Origin of the sequence: Hydrogenophaga crassostreae, assembly GCF_001761385.1 — a bacterium.
In the GTDB taxonomy this organism is placed as follows: Bacteria; Pseudomonadota; Gammaproteobacteria; order Burkholderiales; family Burkholderiaceae_C; genus Hydrogenophaga; species Hydrogenophaga crassostreae.
The window spans coordinates 137,314-153,125 of sequence record NZ_CP017476.1 but is presented as its reverse complement, the minus strand read 5'-3'; the positions used below and the strand labels follow the sequence as shown (position 1 = coordinate 153,125).

14 protein-coding genes are annotated in these 15,812 nt (G+C 62.1%); 9 read left to right on the top strand and 5 right to left on the bottom strand.

What is annotated here, in order from left to right:
- The first annotated feature begins 114 nt into the window (after positions 1-114).
- Positions 115-1,011, top strand: coding sequence for an IclR family transcriptional regulator (locus LPB072_RS00735; protein ID WP_082876970.1), 897 nt, complete (start codon positions 115-117; stop codon positions 1,009-1,011).
- A gap of 142 nt (positions 1,012-1,153) precedes the next feature.
- Here LPB072_RS00735 and LPB072_RS23305 read toward each other — a convergent pair whose 3' ends face one another.
- The gene (locus tag LPB072_RS23305; RefSeq protein ID WP_157559209.1) at positions 1,154-1,354 is read right to left on the bottom strand and encodes a hypothetical protein; all 201 of its coding nucleotides are present in this window, start codon (positions 1,352-1,354) and stop codon (positions 1,154-1,156) included.
- Between the two features lie 96 nt (positions 1,355-1,450).
- On the opposite strand from LPB072_RS23305, the gene LPB072_RS00725 reads away from it, so the two are divergent.
- Both LPB072_RS00725 and LPB072_RS00720 read left to right on the top strand, forming a co-directional pair.
- Entirely contained in the window at positions 1,451-2,299 is an 849-nt protein-coding gene (locus LPB072_RS00725; protein WP_197508886.1) for a DUF3108 domain-containing protein, read from the top strand.
- Positions 2,300-2,455: 156 nt separating this feature from the next.
- On the top strand, positions 2,456-2,740 hold the full coding sequence (locus LPB072_RS00720) for a BTH_I0359 family protein (RefSeq protein WP_066097139.1): 285 nt from the start codon (positions 2,456-2,458) through the stop codon (positions 2,738-2,740).
- 133 nt (positions 2,741-2,873) lie between these two features.
- On the opposite strand, the gene LPB072_RS00715 is transcribed toward LPB072_RS00720, so the two are convergent.
- A complete protein-coding gene (locus LPB072_RS00715; protein WP_231943371.1) occupies positions 2,874-3,914 on the bottom strand; it encodes an AbrB family transcriptional regulator in 1,041 nt (346 codons plus the stop codon).
- A 100-nt stretch (positions 3,915-4,014) separates the two neighbouring features.
- Here LPB072_RS00715 and LPB072_RS00710 point away from each other — a divergent pair, with 100 nt between their 5' ends.
- Positions 4,015-4,884 carry a ChaN family lipoprotein gene (locus LPB072_RS00710; protein ID WP_082877209.1) on the top strand — a complete coding sequence of 290 codons (870 nt, stop codon included), beginning with the start codon at positions 4,015-4,017 and terminating at the stop codon, positions 4,882-4,884.
- Between the two features lie 9 nt (positions 4,885-4,893).
- On the opposite strand, the gene LPB072_RS00705 is transcribed toward LPB072_RS00710, so the two are convergent.
- Entirely contained in the window at positions 4,894-5,961 is a 1,068-nt protein-coding gene (locus LPB072_RS00705; protein ID WP_066097136.1) for a hypothetical protein, read from the bottom strand.
- A gap of 7 nt (positions 5,962-5,968) precedes the next feature.
- Positions 5,969-7,036, bottom strand: coding sequence for an SPFH and helix-turn-helix domain-containing protein (locus tag LPB072_RS00700; protein WP_066097133.1), 1,068 nt, complete (start codon positions 7,034-7,036; stop codon positions 5,969-5,971).
- A gap of 99 nt (positions 7,037-7,135) precedes the next feature.
- Between LPB072_RS00700 and purU the strand changes: the two genes are divergently transcribed.
- Entirely contained in the window at positions 7,136-7,984 is an 849-nt protein-coding gene (gene purU, locus LPB072_RS00695; protein ID WP_066097131.1) for a formyltetrahydrofolate deformylase, read from the top strand.
- A 309-nt stretch (positions 7,985-8,293) separates the two neighbouring features.
- Positions 8,294-9,163 (top strand): LysR substrate-binding domain-containing protein, encoded by an 870-nt coding sequence (locus LPB072_RS00690; RefSeq protein WP_066097114.1) that lies wholly within the window; start codon positions 8,294-8,296, stop codon positions 9,161-9,163.
- A 125-nt stretch (positions 9,164-9,288) separates the two neighbouring features.
- Here LPB072_RS00690 and LPB072_RS00685 read toward each other — a convergent pair whose 3' ends face one another.
- Positions 9,289-9,711: an Hsp20/alpha crystallin family protein gene (locus LPB072_RS00685; RefSeq protein WP_066097110.1), complete on the bottom strand. Its 423-nt coding sequence runs from the start codon at positions 9,709-9,711 to the stop codon at positions 9,289-9,291.
- A gap of 222 nt (positions 9,712-9,933) precedes the next feature.
- Here LPB072_RS00685 and LPB072_RS00680 point away from each other — a divergent pair, with 222 nt between their 5' ends.
- The 3 genes from LPB072_RS00680 to LPB072_RS00670 are packed head-to-tail and all read left to right on the top strand — an operon-like array spanning position 9,934 to position 15,808.
- The gene (locus tag LPB072_RS00680) at positions 9,934-11,436 is read left to right on the top strand and encodes an FAD-linked oxidase C-terminal domain-containing protein (RefSeq protein WP_066097128.1); all 1,503 of its coding nucleotides are present in this window, start codon (positions 9,934-9,936) and stop codon (positions 11,434-11,436) included.
- Positions 11,437-11,486: 50 nt separating this feature from the next.
- A complete protein-coding gene (locus tag LPB072_RS00675) occupies positions 11,487-15,332 on the top strand; it encodes a PAS domain-containing sensor histidine kinase (RefSeq protein WP_066097106.1) in 3,846 nt (1,281 codons plus the stop codon).
- Positions 15,329-15,808, top strand: coding sequence for a response regulator (locus tag LPB072_RS00670; protein ID WP_066097102.1), 480 nt, complete (start codon positions 15,329-15,331; stop codon positions 15,806-15,808). The genes LPB072_RS00675 and LPB072_RS00670 overlap by 4 nt, the downstream gene beginning before the upstream one ends.
- The last annotated feature ends 4 nt before the right edge of the window (positions 15,809-15,812 follow it).

The window sequence follows — 15,812 nt, the reverse complement described above, 5'->3', positions numbered from 1 at the left end:
TTACGAATAGTGAAATTGGTTAACCTATACGTAAATTGAATTCTAGTGCAAAGTTGACAATGGTGGGCGACCCACACCCACCGCCCAAGACCGTTGACCCTTTCCATGCGAGCCATGCCCATTCTGCCCACCGCCAGTCCCAAGCCCAATGACAGTCCCGGAAAGCGGTCTGCCAAGCCAGCTGGGCACGCGGTCGGGCCCAGCGCCCGCGCAGGCATCCAGTCGGTTGAAGTGGGGTTTGTGTTGCTCGACGCCTTGTCCCAGGCCCCTGGCGCGCTGATGCTGCGCGACCTGGCCGCCGCTTCGGGCATGAGTGCGGCCAAGGCTCACCGCTACCTGGTGAGTTTTCAGCGCATGGGACTGGTGATTCAGGACCCGGTCAGCACCCGATACGACCTGGGCCCCGCCGCGCTGCGCCTGGGTCTGGCCAGTCTGAGCCGCATCAGCGCTGTGAAACTGGCACGCGAACGCATGCCCGCGTTGCTCGCCGAAACGGGCCATGTGCTCGCGATCGCGGTCTGGGGCAATCAGGGCCCGACCATGGTGCACTGGGAAGAAGCCATGCAGACGGTTCCCGTCACGTTGCGGCTGGGCGATGTGATGCCGCTGCTGACCTCGGCCACTGGCCGCTGTTTTGCCGCATTCATGGGCGACGAAGGGCGCGACGCACAGCGCGTGGGCCCGATGATCAAAGCCGAACTGGCGCAATTCAAGAAACTGCCGCAAAACGGATTGCCGCTGGTTGATGTGCCGCAAACGCCCCAAGCCGTTCAGGCAGTGCTCAATGAAACCCGCGAAAAGGGACTGGCCCGCGTCGTGCACAGTCTGTTGCCAGGCGTGGGTGGATTCTGCGCCCCCGTGTTCGATGCGCAAGGCCGCCTGGCCATGGGCCTGGTGGTGCTGGGCTCGGTGGCGACACTGGACACGGCATGGAACAGTATCCCGGCACGCGCGCTGCTGGCCTGCGCGCAGCAGCTCAGCCGCGACCTGGGTCACGGCGGGTCGGTTTGACCCACCAAGCCCCGATGAGCGCTACCACCCGTTCCCGCCGCGGCTCTGCGGCGCCCGCCAAGAAGGTACTGGTCGCTTTGACCGTGGGTGTGCTGGTGGGCCACTGGCTGGCTTTGGGCGGGCGCATAGCGCTGTGGCCCGATCATTGGTTCAAGGCCCGCTCGTCCATGGACGCGCTGCCCGACCCTGCAATGATCAGCGCCCCCACCTCCGGCGACACGCCACCCATCCCTGAGCCATCCACGGCACCCGCCCCCGTCAGCACAAGCACCGTGCGCTGGATCGAACCGCCGGCCCCCCCACCACCACCGCCTCCACCGAAGCCCAAGCCCGTGGCTCCCAAGGCTGTACCTCCACCGGCTCCTCCGCCTCCTCCGACCCTGTCTGACGCGATCGAGGCCCTGGGCGTTCCTATTGCCCCCTGTCGGTCGACGAGATGATGGACGACATCGTTGCGACCGCGGTGCCCGAACCCGCAACAGTGCCAGCGCCCACGCCACCCCAGGTGGCTGATGTGGTGGTGGAGCCGGCCACGGCGGTCGCCGTCGCGCCGCCAACCGAACCACGTGTGGCCAAACCCGCGTCGGGCCCAACCGTTCCCGAAGGCAGCCTGCCCACCAATGCGACCCTGTCATACGACGTGAAAGGTCGGGCCAAAGGCTTCAATTATTCGGCTGGCGGCACTTTGTCCTGGCAGCAAACCGGCAACACCTACAAGGCTGATCTGGAGATCAGCGCTTTCCTGTTGGGCAGCTTTCAGCGCATCAGCACCGGCTTGATCACGGAACAAGGCCTGGTGCCCCAACGGTTCGTTGACCGTCGGCGCAACAACGAAAAAACCGCCGTGTTCGATCGCGACGCCGGCGTCATTCGCTACAGCAAAAAGACCCCCGATGCGGCCTTGCTGCCCGGCGCGCAAGACCAGTTGTCGGTCATGCTGCAGCTCGCCGGCTTGCTCAATGCACGCCAACAGCTGGTGGAAGGCGATGTCATCAGCGTGCCGGTGAGCAGCGATTCGGATGCAGAGGTCTGGCGATTTGAAATCGGTGCCGTTGAGACCCTGCGGCTGCCGGCCGGTGATGTGACCGCCCGCCGTCTGATCCGCCAGCCACGCAAGCCCAACGACAAAACCGTCGAAGTCTGGCTCGCACCCAATCTGGGCCGGCTGCCAGTGCGCATGCGGCTCACCGAGCCCAACGGCGACTTCATGGACCAGTTGCTGGAAGACATGCCAGAGATGGTGTCCGAACCGAACCCCGCTCAGGAGAACCCCAAAGCCGTCCCCTGACCCCCTTAAAGCCGAGAAATGTGCCCAAAAACACACGCATATTGAACCTTTAAAAAGCATCCCCACCTAAATGAGCAGAAGGCCTCTAGATCAGGCATCGGTTGCCGATATAAAGACCATAGGAACCCCGGTTTCACTTTTCAAGGAACATTTGCCATGAACATGCTTTACGACTCAGACGCTTTTGCCGTGGTCCACATTCTGGCCAACGCCGCTCTGGAAGGTGAGCCTGAAGTGGATGTGGGGCTGCATATCCCGCGACATGGCTTTGAGATCGTGGACAAGCGCGCGGGCAAAGAGGTTTACCTCGACGGCTCGTGGGCCGAGATGTTTCAGATCCAGATCACCGCCTGGCAGCAAAACACGCCTTCGCAAGAGGAGGTGGAAGACACGCTCGAAGGCTATGCCTCCTTGGCGCAAACACCCATGGTGATGCACTAGATGTGCCCCCCCGCGCTGCGCCTGCGGCGAGTCACCCTCCAGGGGGTGATGCTGGCGGACCGGCAGAGCCGGAGCCACGGCATCCCGAATGAACGCCCCCTCCTCTTCCAAGCCTGACTTCTGTCGGGCTTTTTTACGCCTGTTGGCGTTTGCGCCACCAGTGGTAAACCGGTTCGGCCAGGATCAACACGGCAACCAGACGGCAGACCTGAAACGCGGTGACAACGGGCACGCCAAGTTGCAAAACCTTGGCGGTGATCGACATTTCAGCAATGCCGCCGGGCGAGGTGCCAAGAATGAGCGTGGCAGGATGCAGGCCGGTCAGCATCGACATGCCCCAGGCGAACGCGGCGCAGAGTCCCATCATCACCACGCTGGCAAAGGCCACCGAAGCCAGCCAGCGCGGCGCGGTGTGCACAAAAACCGGGGTGAATCGCACGCCCAGGCTGATACCGATGAGCAACTGGGCTGAGGCACTCAACCAGCCGGGTATGGCGCTGAGCTGGGTGCCCGAGAGCGTGATCAGCATGGTGACCAGCAAGGCGCCCATGAACCAGGGGTTGGCCCGCCCCAGGCGTTGCATGGCCAAGGCGCCCAGCAACGTCATCGCCCCCAGCAGCAGCAAGCCCGTGACATGCACATCGCGCACACCCGGCGTGGACAAATCCAGATGGGCCACGCCCCAGAACTGCATGGCAAACGGAATGGTCAGCGTGACCAGCAACACGCGCAGGCTGTGCGCTGCGGCCACCAGATCGGTACGAGCGCCCTGGCGCTCGGCAATCAGCGTCATTTCAGAGGCTCCACCGATGGCGCCAGAGAAATAGGTGGTGGTGCGCAACTGCTCGGGCGACAAGGCCGTGAGGTGCCCGGCGTGCACGCGGCGCAACCAGGCCCCAAAGGCGATGCCCAGGGTCAGCGCCCACAACACGCCCAGCACAACCGCCCACCAGAGGCCCGCGATCAGGCTGCCAACTTCAGGCGTGAAATACAGGCCCAGCGCCGCCCCGATGACCCACTGCCCGGCGTTGCGAAACGGCGTCCAGCTCTCCGTCGGCACCCCGAGCATGGACAAGAGCGACACACTCACCAGCGGGCCGATCATCCAGGGGATCGGCGTATTCAGCGCCACGCAGGCGCGCGCGGCCAACCAGGCCAAGACCAGAGTCAGCACAACACGTTGCCAGCGGGGCGGTTCAGAAAGCAGGGGGAATGGCACAGAAAACAGAACGAAGGGAGAGCGCCTTGACAGCGAGCCCGCGTAGTATCCCCGCATGAACTGTCGAAACGCTGTCACCAGGCGATCCACCTGCCTTGCCATGGGGCTGGCAATCACCACCTTGCTGAGTGGCTGTGTGGTTGGCCTCGGCGCAGGCTTGCAGTTCAGCGCACCAGCGCCCACGGCCGAACAGAACGCCCTGGACGGGCTTCGGCCCAACGACGTCTGGCTGCTTGGCGAACAGCACGATGTGCCGAGCCATCAGGCGCGTCAACGGGAGGTCCTGGAAAGTTTGGTGACCCGTGGTGAACTGGCTGCTCTGGTGATCGAGATGGCAGAGCGCGGCGTTTCCACCAAGGGCTTGCCACACAGCGCCAGCGAGGCCCGGGTGCAACAAGCTTTGCGCTGGTCGGACAGCGAAGCCACTGGCTGGGACTGGGCCGTATATGGCCCTCTGGTGATGCAGGCGGTGCGATCCCGGGTGCCCGTGTTCGGAGGCAACCTGCCCCGGGCCGGGTTGCGTGCCGCCATGCAGGACACCGCCCTGGACCAACGCCTCGCTCCGCCCGCCTGGCTGATGCAGCAAACGCAGATTCGTGAAGGCCACTGCCAGCTGTTGCCCGAGGAGCAGGTGGTTCCGATGACCCGCGTGCAACTCGCCCGAGACCTCGCCATGGCCCAAACCATTGAGGCGGCTCTGGCACCAGGCAAAACGGTGTTGCTTGTGGCCGGCAACCAGCACGTGCGGCGAGATCTGGGTGTGCCGCAGCATTTGCGCGCCGGCTTGCGCAGCACCGTGGTGTTGATGGCGTCTGGCGGCGGGGATGCCGCCGCAGCGCGCGATGCCGCCGACCGGGTATGGCGAACCGCGCCGGTGCCGGAGAAAGACCATTGCGCGGCCTTCAAGGCCCGGATGAAACCCTGAGCGAACCGCTCAGCGGCCGTTCATCCAGAGCAGCGCCATGCCCACCAACGCGGCAGCCAGCACCGCCAGCGCTATCTTCACCCAGCTCTTTGGGTACTCGCCGGCCACCTGCCCCGTGGCCCCGTTGATCACCACCTGAAAATCGCGCGCGCCGTATTGGTAACCCACCAGCCAGATCGGCAGCAACACGTGTTTGAAGGTTTGCCCTGAAAATTGGGCATGGACCTGCAGGTTGCGTTGTGTATCGGCGTGGATGTCTTGGGCACACTGGTTGCGAATGGCCGCTTGCATGCGCTGGCGCCCCTTCTCGGCTGCGGCCACCAGATCGAGCTGATAGCGCTCTACCGTCCAGCCGCTGAGGTAGCCCGGGTCGTAGGGTTTGAGCTGGTCGGTGGTGGTCGGAAACGGCTCGACTGCGCGCACCAAGTGAGGCTGTACGCCTCGGGAGCCGCAGACCAGGGTGTCGTCAAAAAAGTGCTCGATCTGGCCCGAGACCCTCCGCCACCGAACGGCGCGCTTCTTTTTGCTGTCCTGGTAATAGGTTCCTGCCTCGGCGGTGTACTGTGCATGCACCTGGGCATCAAACGTCCAGTAAGGCAGGTACACGCCATGCAAGGTATCGGTCAGCGCCTTTTTGTTGAGGTTGTTCGGCGCCCACCAGCGTGAGCCATACCACTTGCGAACGCGGTCGCGTGCGCCTGGCTCATCAACCGCAAACGGCAACAGGGTTTCCGGCCGGATGATGTCACCGGTTTCTTCAAATGGCACCAGCGCCGTCGAGCCACAAAAATCACAGGCCTTGCCCTGCTGGGCGCCCGAAAACACGCTGATCGCCTGGCAGTGCTGGCAGCGCACCGGTCGTCGATCGTCTTGCCAGCCGCGAGCACTCTGCGGGATGGCCTTGAGCGCGGCCACCAGATCGTGCTCGATCACCTCGCCGCCCTCTTTCAGCGTGTAGGGCGACTCGGTACCGCAATAGGCGCAAACCAGTGCTTTTTTGGCCGGATTCCACTGCGCCTCGCCACCGCAGGCCGGGCACGCCAGCTTCTGCTGCGCTGACAGCTCACTCAGCTGCATGGTGAACTCAACCGTTCAAAAATTCGTCGAGCGCGGCCTGCGGGATGCGCCACTGACTGCCAATCTTGCGGCCCTTGAGCGTGCCGGCTTCCAGTTCCTGCATCACGTCGGCCGGGGTCACGCCCAAGGTCTTGGCCACCTGCTCGGGGGTCAGCACCGTCAACGGCGCAGCCGCTGCGGCAGGCGCTGCACCAGGCACAAAGCCTGGCTGGGCCTGTGGTTGAGCTCCGGCGCCGCCTTGCAGCATGGCCTGGCCCATGGACAGACCGGCCGCCATTTCGGCGCCTATACCGGCAGCTCCAGCCTTGCCTTCGGCCAGCGCATTGCCCATGTTGTATTTCACATAGTCGTTCAGGTTGCCGATCGCCGTCATGGCCCCGCGCTTGTCGATGGCCTGCTCCAGCTCGGGCGGCACCGACACGTTTTCGAGCACAAATGCCGTGAGCTCCAGCCCGTACTTCTCGCGCATCACCAGGTTGAGCGGCTCCAGCAACGCCGAGCCCAGCTCGCCGTAACGCGTGGCCACATCCAGCGCAGGCACCTTGGCCGTGGCCAGGGCCTCGCTGAAAACACTGACGATGCGCGAGCGCATCACGTCATTGAATTCGTCCATGCGGAAGTGATGATCGGTTCCTGCGATCTCCTTCAGAAACAGCACCGGGTTCACGATCTTGAAATCGTAGGTGCCGAAGGCACGCATGCGCACCACGCCAAAATCGGCGTCGCGCATCATCACCGGGTTGGATGTGCCCCATTTGTTGCCGGTGAACACACGGGTGGTGACGTAATAGACATCCGCTTTGAAGGGCGACTGGAACTTGTACTTCCACCCCAGGATGTCGCTCAGGATGGGAATGTTGTCGGTTTTGAGCGTGTGCTTTCCCGGGCCCAGCGTGTCCGCATATTGGCCAACATAGACAAACTGCGCCACTTGCCCCTCACGAACAATGAGCTGGGCCTCGTTCTTGATCTCTTTGTCATCGTCCGGAAATCGGAACGAAAGCGTGTCGCGCGAGTCGTCGACCCACTCGATGACGTCGATGAACTGGCGATTCAGAAAATCCATGATGGCCATGTGCTGCTCCAATAGATCAGGGGTTAGAGGCAAAGCCGCATCCTACCAAGTCGCCCACCCAAACACATGGCCTTTGCTCCCTGCGACAATGCGCGGGCCATGCAACACACCTACGTTCTCACCCTATCCTGCCAGGACCGCTCTGGCATCGTTCACGCTGTTTCCGGGTTCCTGCTGGAACGCGGCGGCAACATTGAAGAAGCGGCGCAATACAACGACCACGCCACCGGGCTGTTTTTCCTGCGGATCCAGTTCACCTGCAACCAGGTGACCGAAGAAGACCTGCGGCTCGGACTCAAGCTGTTCGCCGAACCTTTTGCAATGTTATGGAGCCTGCACCCGCTGGCCGCGCCGATGAAGACCGTGATCTTCGTCAGCAAGGACGGCCATTGCCTCAACGACCTCATGTTCCGATGGAAGAGCGGTTTGCTGCGACTGGACATCCGTGCCATCGTCAGCAACCACCGCGAGTTCTACCAGCTTGCGGCGGGTTACAACGTACCGTTTCACCACATTCCTATGACGGCAGCCACCAAGGCACAGGGCGAGGCGAAGCAGTTGGAGATCATCCGCAACGAGGGCGCAGAGCTGGTGGTGCTGGCGCGCTACATGCAGATTCTGAGCAACGACCTGTGCCGCGAGTTGTCTGGCAAAGCCATCAACATCCACCACAGCTTCCTGCCCAGCTTCAAAGGTGCCAAGCCTTATTACCAGGCACACGACCGCGGCGTGAAACTGATCGGTGCCACAGCCCACTATGTGACCGCCGATCTGGACGAAGGCCCGATCATCGAGCAAGACGTGGCCCGTGTGGACCACACCGATGGCGTGGAAGACCTCACAGCCCTGGGCCGTGACACCGAAAGCCAGGTGCTGGCACGGGCTGTGAAATGGCACAGCGAGCACCGGGTTCTTGTGAACGGCCACAAGACGGTCGTCTTCAAGTGAAAGGCTTTGCCCCCACGCTCCACCGCTGCGCGGGTCGCTGCCCCCCGGGGGGGCTGATCCGGCTTGGGGCGGCCCGGCACCAGATCGCTCGCCCCCACGCTCCACCGCTGTACGGGTCGCAGCCCCCCGGGGGGCTGATCCGGCTTGGGGCGGCCCGGCGCCAGATCGCTCGCCCCCACGCTCCACCGCTGTGCGGGTCGCTGCCCCCCGGGGGGCTGATCCGGCTTGGGGCGGCCCGGCACCAGATCGCTCGCGCCACGCTCCGCCCGTGTGCAGGCCGTTTTCGACCAAGATGAAAGGCCTGTTTGCATGAGCATCCGCATCCCGCCCATCCAGTGCCTGCTGACCTTCGAGGCGTTGGCGCGTTTGCGCAGCGTCACCCAGACCAGCGAAGAGCTGTGCGTTACACCCAGCGCGGTAAGCCACCGCATCAAACAGCTGGAGCAGATTCTGGGCACCAAGCTATTTGGGCGTGCGGATTTTTCTTTGACCACCGAAGGCAGCGAGTACCTGGCCCATGTGCGTGAAGGCCTGGCCATCCTGCAGAAATTCCCAAGCAATACAGCCACGCCTGGGCGGCGCAAGTTGCGCCTGGCGGTCACGCCGACTTTTGCGCGCTCGATTCTGCTGCCCAAGCTGAAGCAGTTCAGTGAGGCCTACCCTGAAATCGACATCACGCTGCAAGTCAGCATTCCGCTGCTGGACGTGGTGGCCGAAGACGCCGATCTGATGATCCGCTTTGGCACCGGGCGCTACGCGGATGTCGAACACATTTGCCTGATGAAAGACGACGTGACGCCGCTCGCCTCACCCGCTTTTGCCCGAGAGAACGGCCCATTCGAGGCGCCTGAAGATCTGGAAGGTGTTCCCCTGTTGCGCAGCCCGCTGGAACCCTGGCGCACATGGTTCGCCGCGCACGATCTGGACTGGCCCGAACCGGTGGACGGTTCGCAGTTCAACGATGTGGGGCTGATGTGCGACGGTGCCGTCGCCGGCATGGGGGTGGCGCTGGTGCGGCTCAAGCTGGCGGCCCCTTGGCTGGAGCATGGCACGCTGGTGCCGCTCTATGAACGCCATGTGCCCAGCCCTCACGCCCACTACCTGTGCTGGCGCACCGGCACCATGGACCGCTGGGAGTGTTCGGCATTTGCCGAGTGGCTGAAGAAGTCGGTGGTCTAGAGGCCGTGCCCCCACGCTCCACCGCTGTGCGGGTCGCTGCCCCCCGAGGGGGCTGATTCCCCTTGGGGCGGCCCTGCGGCGAATCTCATGCCCCCACGCTCCACCGCTGCGCGGGGGCTCTGGTTTCACTCGATGTTCAGGCGCTGGCCAGTTGCCGCCACCTTTTTCGGCAGCGTGAGTTGCAGCACGCCGTTGTCGAACTTGGCTTTGGACGCGGTGTCGTCGATATCCACCGGCATCTGAAAGCTGCGCGACAAGGCGCCAAAGTAGCGTTCATTGCGCAACACCTTTTCGCCGTCGGCCTGGCGGTCTTCCTGCTTGACTTCAGCGCGCAGCGTGACCACATTGCCTTCCACCGTGACATGAATGGCTTCCTTGGGTACGCCTGGCAAATCGGCCAGCACGGTGTAGGCCGCCGGCGTTTCTTTCACGTCCACCTTGATCTGCGCCGGCAGTGGGTCGCCGTGCAGTGGTTTGACATAAAAGCCGGGGGCCACGTCTTTGAAAAAATCGTCGAACAAGCCAGAGCGGTTGATCAGATGGTTCATGGTGAAAACTCCTTGAGGGTCGTGAAACAAGGGCCCCATCCAGGGCCTGGGCGGGACGCACCGTGCGGTCCCATGCACCTCAGTTAATGCCGCTTCGCGTGGTTTCAAGAGCTCTTTTTTTCAGCCTTGACCACAATCGGCTGCACAAGGCGATGCAGTTTTATTCAACCTCGCCGCGCCCGATTCCCCTAAACTGAAACATTGTCCGACGCAGGTTTCACCATGAACGCTCCCGCATCTCCCCGGCAGGTCACCCAACTCGAACGCACACAGCGCCAAGCCGAAGTGGTGGGCGCGCTACAAGCGGTGTTGCCCGCCCACGCCCTGCTCTGGCAGGTCGAAGACACCACACCCTACGAATGCGATGGGTTGACCGCCTACCGGCAACGCCCGCTGGTGGTGGCCCTGCCAGAAACCGAGGCGCAGGTGGCTGCGGTGCTCAAGGTTTGCCACGGACTCAACGCCCCTGTGGTGGCCCGCGGCGCCGGTACGGGCCTATCGGGTGGAGCCATGCCCCACGCCATGGGTGTCACGCTCTCGCTGGCGAAGTTCAACCGCATCCAGTCCATCGACCCGCGCTCGCGCACGGCGGTGGTGCAAAGCGGCGTGCGCAACCTCGCGATTTCCGAGGCAGCCGCACCCCATGGCCTGTACTACGCACCCGATCCCAGCAGCCAGATCGCCTGCACCATTGGCGGCAATGTGGCCGAAAATTCGGGCGGGGTGCACTGCCTGAAATACGGGCTCACGGTGCACAACGTCTTGCAGGTGCGCGGCTACACCATCGAGGGCGAGCCCATCACCTTTGGCGGCGAGGCGCTGGACACCGCCGGGCTCGATTTGCTCTCGCTGGTGATCGGCAGCGAAGGCATGTTGGCCGTGGCCACCGAGGTCACCGTCAAGCTGGTGCCCAAGCCCCTGCTGGCGCGCTGCATCATGGCCAGCTTTGACGACATCCAGAAAGCGGGCGACGCGGTCGCTGCCGTGATCGCGGCGGGCATCATCCCGGCCGGGCTGGAGATGATGGACAAGCCGATGACGGCGGCCGTGGAAGATTTTGTACACGCCGGTTACGACCTCAACGCCGCCGCCATTCTTTTGTGCGAAAGCGATGGCACGCCCGAAGAAGTGGAAGAGGAAATCGGGCGGATGAGCGATGTCTTGCGCACCCACGGCGCCACGGCGATTGCCGTGAGCAAAGACGAAGCCGAGCGGCTGCGTTTCTGGAGCGGCCGCAAGAATGCCTTCCCGGCATCCGGCCGCATCAGCCCCGACTACATGTGCATGGACTCGACCATCCCGCGCAAGCGCCTGGCCGATATCCTGATCGCCATCGGCGAGATGGAGAAAAAATACCAGCTGCGCTGCGCCAACGTGTTTCACGCCGGCGACGGCAACCTGCACCCGCTGATTTTGTTCGATGCCAACGACCCCGACCAGTTGCACCGCTGCGAGCTGTTTGGCGCCGACATCCTGGAAACCAGCGTGGCCATGGGCGGTACGGTAACCGGGGAACACGGCGTGGGCGTGGAAAAGCTCAACAGCATGTGCGTGCAGTTTTCCGCGGAGGAAAATGAAATGATGTTCGCGGTCAAGCGCGCCTTTGATGACAAGGGCCTGCTCAACCCGGGCAAGGTGATTCCCACGCTGCAACGTTGTGCCGAATACGGCAAGATGTTGGTGCGTGGCGGCCAGCTTTCATTCCCGGAATTGCCCCGTTTCTAACCGCCATTTTCTCTCCTGCGAGCCGTTTGGCTGGGGTACAGTCGAGAGAGATGAGTGCGCACCAACCCAAACAGGACCTCGATGCCACTGGTGCAACCACACCAGAAGCATGGCGCGCGCGCCTGCAAGCGGCAGAACAGGAACTGGAAACACTGCGCCGGGAAAATCAACACCTGAGACGCCAGTACGCAAGGCAACTTGCCACCGACGGCGCTGGGCTCAATACCGAACTGCCGCTTCTGCTGGAGTCCAGGGTCCATGCCTTTGACGGCGATGGTGCCCATCCACTGACCTCACAGCTCGACTACGAAGCGTTGCTGGCCGCCATGTCCTCGGTTTTCCCCATTGGGGTTTTCCGGACCGATTCAGCCGGGGTTCTGACGCATATCGACAGCTCGCTGCAGCGCATCTTTGACCTGACCGCTGCGGAATTCCAGAACTACGGATGGCTACGACGGGTCCATGGCGAGGATCTTGAGGCCGTCAGGGCCGCCTGGTCAAAAGGGATCGGAAATGGCGAGCCATTGAGCCTCGAGTTCCGGCTGAGCTACCCCGATGGCCGCATTGCCCATGTGCTGGCCCGCAACTCCCCCATCCACGACGCCCAAGGCCACGTAGAAGCGCAACACGGTTTTCTTCAAGACATCACGTCACTGCGCGAGCTCCAGGCCGAATCGCGCATCAAAGACGAGCTCAACCAACAAATCATTGCCAGCAGCCCGGACTGCACCAAGGTGCTGGATTTGCAAGGCCACGTGATCCAGATGACGGCGCAGGGATGCCGCCTGGTGGACGTCGACAACTTCGAAGAAATCAAAGGTTCCGACTGGGCCACCTGGTGGAAGGATGAAAACCACACCTTGGCACGCGAAGCGCTTAAGGCCGCAGCCCAGGGCACCAGCACCCGGTTTGTGGCCTTTGCCGAAACCTTCAAGGGCACACCCAAATGGTGGGACACGGTGGTGACCCCTGTCACCAACGCAAACAACAAGCCGGTGATGCTGATGGCGGTTTCCCGCGACATCACCCAGTCTTACAGCCACCAACAGGAAATCGAGGCCCTGAACGCCACCCTGGAATCGCGCGTTTTGCTGCGCACGCAAGAATTGGCCGAAGCCAACGAACACAGCCAGCAGGCCTTGCACCAGGCGCAGATGCTCTACCAGCAGGCTCCCTGCGGCTACCACTCCATAGATGCCAGGGGGTGCTATGTACGCGTCAACCAGACCGAGCTTGACTGGCTGGGGTATGCCGAAGACGAATTGGTAGGCAAGGTCAATTTTTGCGATCTTGTGCACCCCGATCAAGCGCCCTTGATGAGGGACCGACTGGATCGGGTGATCCTCAACAAGCCCGTACCCTCGATTGAGCTGTGTTTGCGCAGGCGCGACGGCAGTGAGTTGTGGGTTTTGCTCAGCACCACGGCTGTTCTCGATGCCGAAGGTCGTTTTCTCCATACCAACAACACCCTGGTCGACATTTCGGCCAGCCACGCGGCCGAAGCCGCTCTGACCGCCCAGCGGGGTTTCTTCCAGACCATTGCCGACGGCGTGCCTGTGCAGCTCGCGTTTTACGACCGGGACCTGATCTGCCGCTTCGCCAATGCCAGTTACGCGCGCTGGCTGGGCACCGACCCGAAAGCGCTGCTGGGACTGCACCTCAGCGACATCACCCGACCAGAGTACTTCAGGCAAGGCCAGCCCCACCTGCAGGCCACGCTCAAAGGAGAGGCCAGGCGTTTCGAAGGTGAACGGGTCTTCCCTGATGGGCACCGTTTTTACGCCAGCATCGAATACGCACCCTACATTGAACAGGGCGAAGTTCAGGGGCTGTTCATACAGATGCTCGACATCAGCGAGCGTCGCGCTGCCGAGATGCAGGTCAACGAGGCCAACCGGCACCTCAGCGAAGCCCTGACGCTGTCGCAAAACCTCTACAACCAAGCCCCCTGCGGCTACCACTCGCTCGATATCAACGGCGTCTACGTCTCGATCAACGACACCGAATTGCGGTGGCTCGGCTACGAGCGTGAAGAAGTGGTCGGCAAACTGGGCTTCCGAGACTTCATCCAGCCCATCAGCACCAAGCTGCTTGAAGATCGTCTGACGCGCCTGGTCGCAGGCGAAGGCGTGGACAGCGCCGAATACTACTTGCGCCGACGTGACGGAACCATCTTCCCGGCATTGCTTTCATCGACTGGCGTACTGGACGCCTCAGGGCGCTATCTGCGCAGCAACACCACGGTGGTCGACATCACCGAGCGCAAGGCAGCAGAGGTGGCCTTGCGCGAAAGCCAGCATTTCCTGCACACCATCACGGAGCAGATCCCGGGCGTCGTCGCCTATGTTGACGCCACACTTTGCTACCGATTCGCCAATGCGGAACACAAACGGTTCTATGGGCTGGACCCCGCTGATTTGCTGGGCCAGCATGCCAGCGTAGGCTTGCCCAAAGAGATGTGGGTCCATGTGAAGCCACGCATGCATGCAGCTCTGTCCGGGCAAGCTCAAAAATACGAAGCCTGGCGCGACAAACCCAACGGCGAACGGGTCTTCATCAGCTCTAGCTACCTGCCCGATGTGCACGAAGGGGTTGTCAAGGGCATCTTCATACAGATTTTTGACATCACGGATCGCAAACGGGTCGAAGAGCGGGTCAGCAACCTCAACGAGGAGCTGGAACTGAACATCAAGAAGCGCTCGCTGGAGTTGCTTGAAAGCGAACAGCGCTTCCGCCTGATGGTGGACAACCTGCGCGAATACTGCATCTTCTTCATCGACATCCAGGGCCATATCACCGACTGGACAGACAGCGCACAGCGCATGGAGGGCTACTCCCCGACCGAAGTCCTGGGCAAACATTACTCGATGCTTTTTCGACGCAAGAAGCCCGACGAAGCCCGCGAAATCGGTGACCAGCTGCTGCGCACCACCACCGCTCGTGGACAAAACGAGCTCCACGGTTGGTACGAGCGAAAAGATGGCTCGAGCTATTGGGCCCACTCGGTGGTCATTGCGCTGCGCGACGATGCGGGAGAGCTGCGCGGATTTGCCAAGATCAACCACGACATGAGCGACGCCAAGCGGCTGGACGACCTCATGCGCAACATCAATGAAGAGCTGGAAAACCGGGTGGTCGATCGCACGGAGCAACTCCTGGCGGCAAACAAGGACCTTGAATCGTTCTCCTATTCCGTTTCACACGACCTGCGCTCGCCATTGCGCCATATCTCCAGCTTTGTGAGCCTGCTCGAAGAACATCTGGGTGAGAGCAAAGACGAAGAGGCTCTGCGCTACCTGGGCACCATCGGCAACTCTGCGCGCCACATGAGTCAACTGATTGACGGGCTGCTTTCTTTCTCCCGCCTGGGACGGGCGGCGGTCAACCTGATCGAAGTGGACTTCACCCTGCTCGTCCAGGCGGTGGTCGCGCAACTCGACCACGATACACAAGGTCGCAAAGTGGAGTGGGTCATCGCACCGGATCTGCCTGTGGCCCATGGCGACCCCTTGCTGCTGCGCGAGGTATGGACCAACTTGATCAGCAATGCCTTGAAATACTCCCGCCCTCGGGAGTCGGCACGCATCGAGATCAGTTGGAGCGTGGACCCCGCTGTGGGGTACATCTTCTCGGTGGGCGACAACGGCGTGGGCTTTGACCCCAAATACGCTCAGAAGCTGTTTGGCGTGTTTCAACGGCTGCACCGTGCGTCGGAATTCGAGGGCACGGGCATCGGACTTGCCTTGGCACGACGCATTCTGGAGCGTCACGGTGGTAGCATCTGGGCTGAAAGCCGTATGGGAGAAGGCAGCGTTTTCAGTTTTTCTTTGCCGTTCGAAGGGTCAAGTCCACTGGCCCCCGCAAGCGACCCCTTACATTCAATGCTGGAACCATGAACAAACACGCCGACGCCATCCTGCTCGTAGAGGACAATCCCGACGATGCAGAACTGACCAAACTAGCCTTGGCCCGCCATGGTCTGGATGGGCGTGTGATTCACGTTTCTGATGGCATGCAGGCGCTGGACTACCTCTACCGGCGCGACAACTTCAGCGACCGCGCAGGCGGCAACCCGATTCTGGTCTTGCTCGATTTAAAGATGCCATTGCTCGATGGCATCGGGGTGCTGCGCGAAATCAAGGGCTCGGAGAGCCTGCGCACCATTCCTGTGGTGGTGCTGACGTCTTCAACCGAACCGACCGACTTGCAACGCGCCTACGATGCCGGCACCAATGCCTACATCGCCAAACCCACTGAATTTGCGCAGTTCCTCAGTGCCATGAAGCATGTGTGTGAATTCTGGGTCAACATCAACCAGCCTTCGCCGCAATCCAGTGGCAGCCGCAACAGTGGCTTTGGCCAGTTGAGTTGAGCTT

What these genes read in the sequence shown, in the direction of transcription:
- LPB072_RS00735 (WP_082876970.1), top strand. Translation starts at nt 115, where the DNA reads ATGCCCATTCTGCCCACCGCCAGTCCCAAGCCCAATGACAGTCCCGGA.
- LPB072_RS00725 (WP_197508886.1), top strand. Translation starts at nt 1,451, where the DNA reads ATGGACGACATCGTTGCGACCGCGGTGCCCGAACCCGCAACAGTGCCA.
- LPB072_RS00720 (WP_066097139.1), top strand. Translation starts at nt 2,456, where the DNA reads ATGAACATGCTTTACGACTCAGACGCTTTTGCCGTGGTCCACATTCTG.
- LPB072_RS00710 (WP_082877209.1), top strand. Translation starts at nt 4,015, where the DNA reads ATGAACTGTCGAAACGCTGTCACCAGGCGATCCACCTGCCTTGCCATG.
- LPB072_RS00705 (WP_066097136.1), bottom strand. Translation starts at nt 5,961, where the DNA reads ATGCAGCTGAGTGAGCTGTCAGCGCAGCAGAAGCTGGCGTGCCCGGCC.
- LPB072_RS00700 (WP_066097133.1), bottom strand. Translation starts at nt 7,036, where the DNA reads ATGGCCATCATGGATTTTCTGAATCGCCAGTTCATCGACGTCATCGAG.
- purU (WP_066097131.1), top strand. Translation starts at nt 7,136, where the DNA reads ATGCAACACACCTACGTTCTCACCCTATCCTGCCAGGACCGCTCTGGC.
- LPB072_RS00690 (WP_066097114.1), top strand. Translation starts at nt 8,294, where the DNA reads ATGAGCATCCGCATCCCGCCCATCCAGTGCCTGCTGACCTTCGAGGCG.
- LPB072_RS00685 (WP_066097110.1), bottom strand. Translation starts at nt 9,711, where the DNA reads ATGAACCATCTGATCAACCGCTCTGGCTTGTTCGACGATTTTTTCAAA.
- LPB072_RS00680 (WP_066097128.1), top strand. Translation starts at nt 9,934, where the DNA reads ATGAACGCTCCCGCATCTCCCCGGCAGGTCACCCAACTCGAACGCACA.
- LPB072_RS00675 (WP_066097106.1), top strand. Translation starts at nt 11,487, where the DNA reads ATGAGTGCGCACCAACCCAAACAGGACCTCGATGCCACTGGTGCAACC.
- LPB072_RS00670 (WP_066097102.1), top strand. Translation starts at nt 15,329, where the DNA reads ATGAACAAACACGCCGACGCCATCCTGCTCGTAGAGGACAATCCCGAC.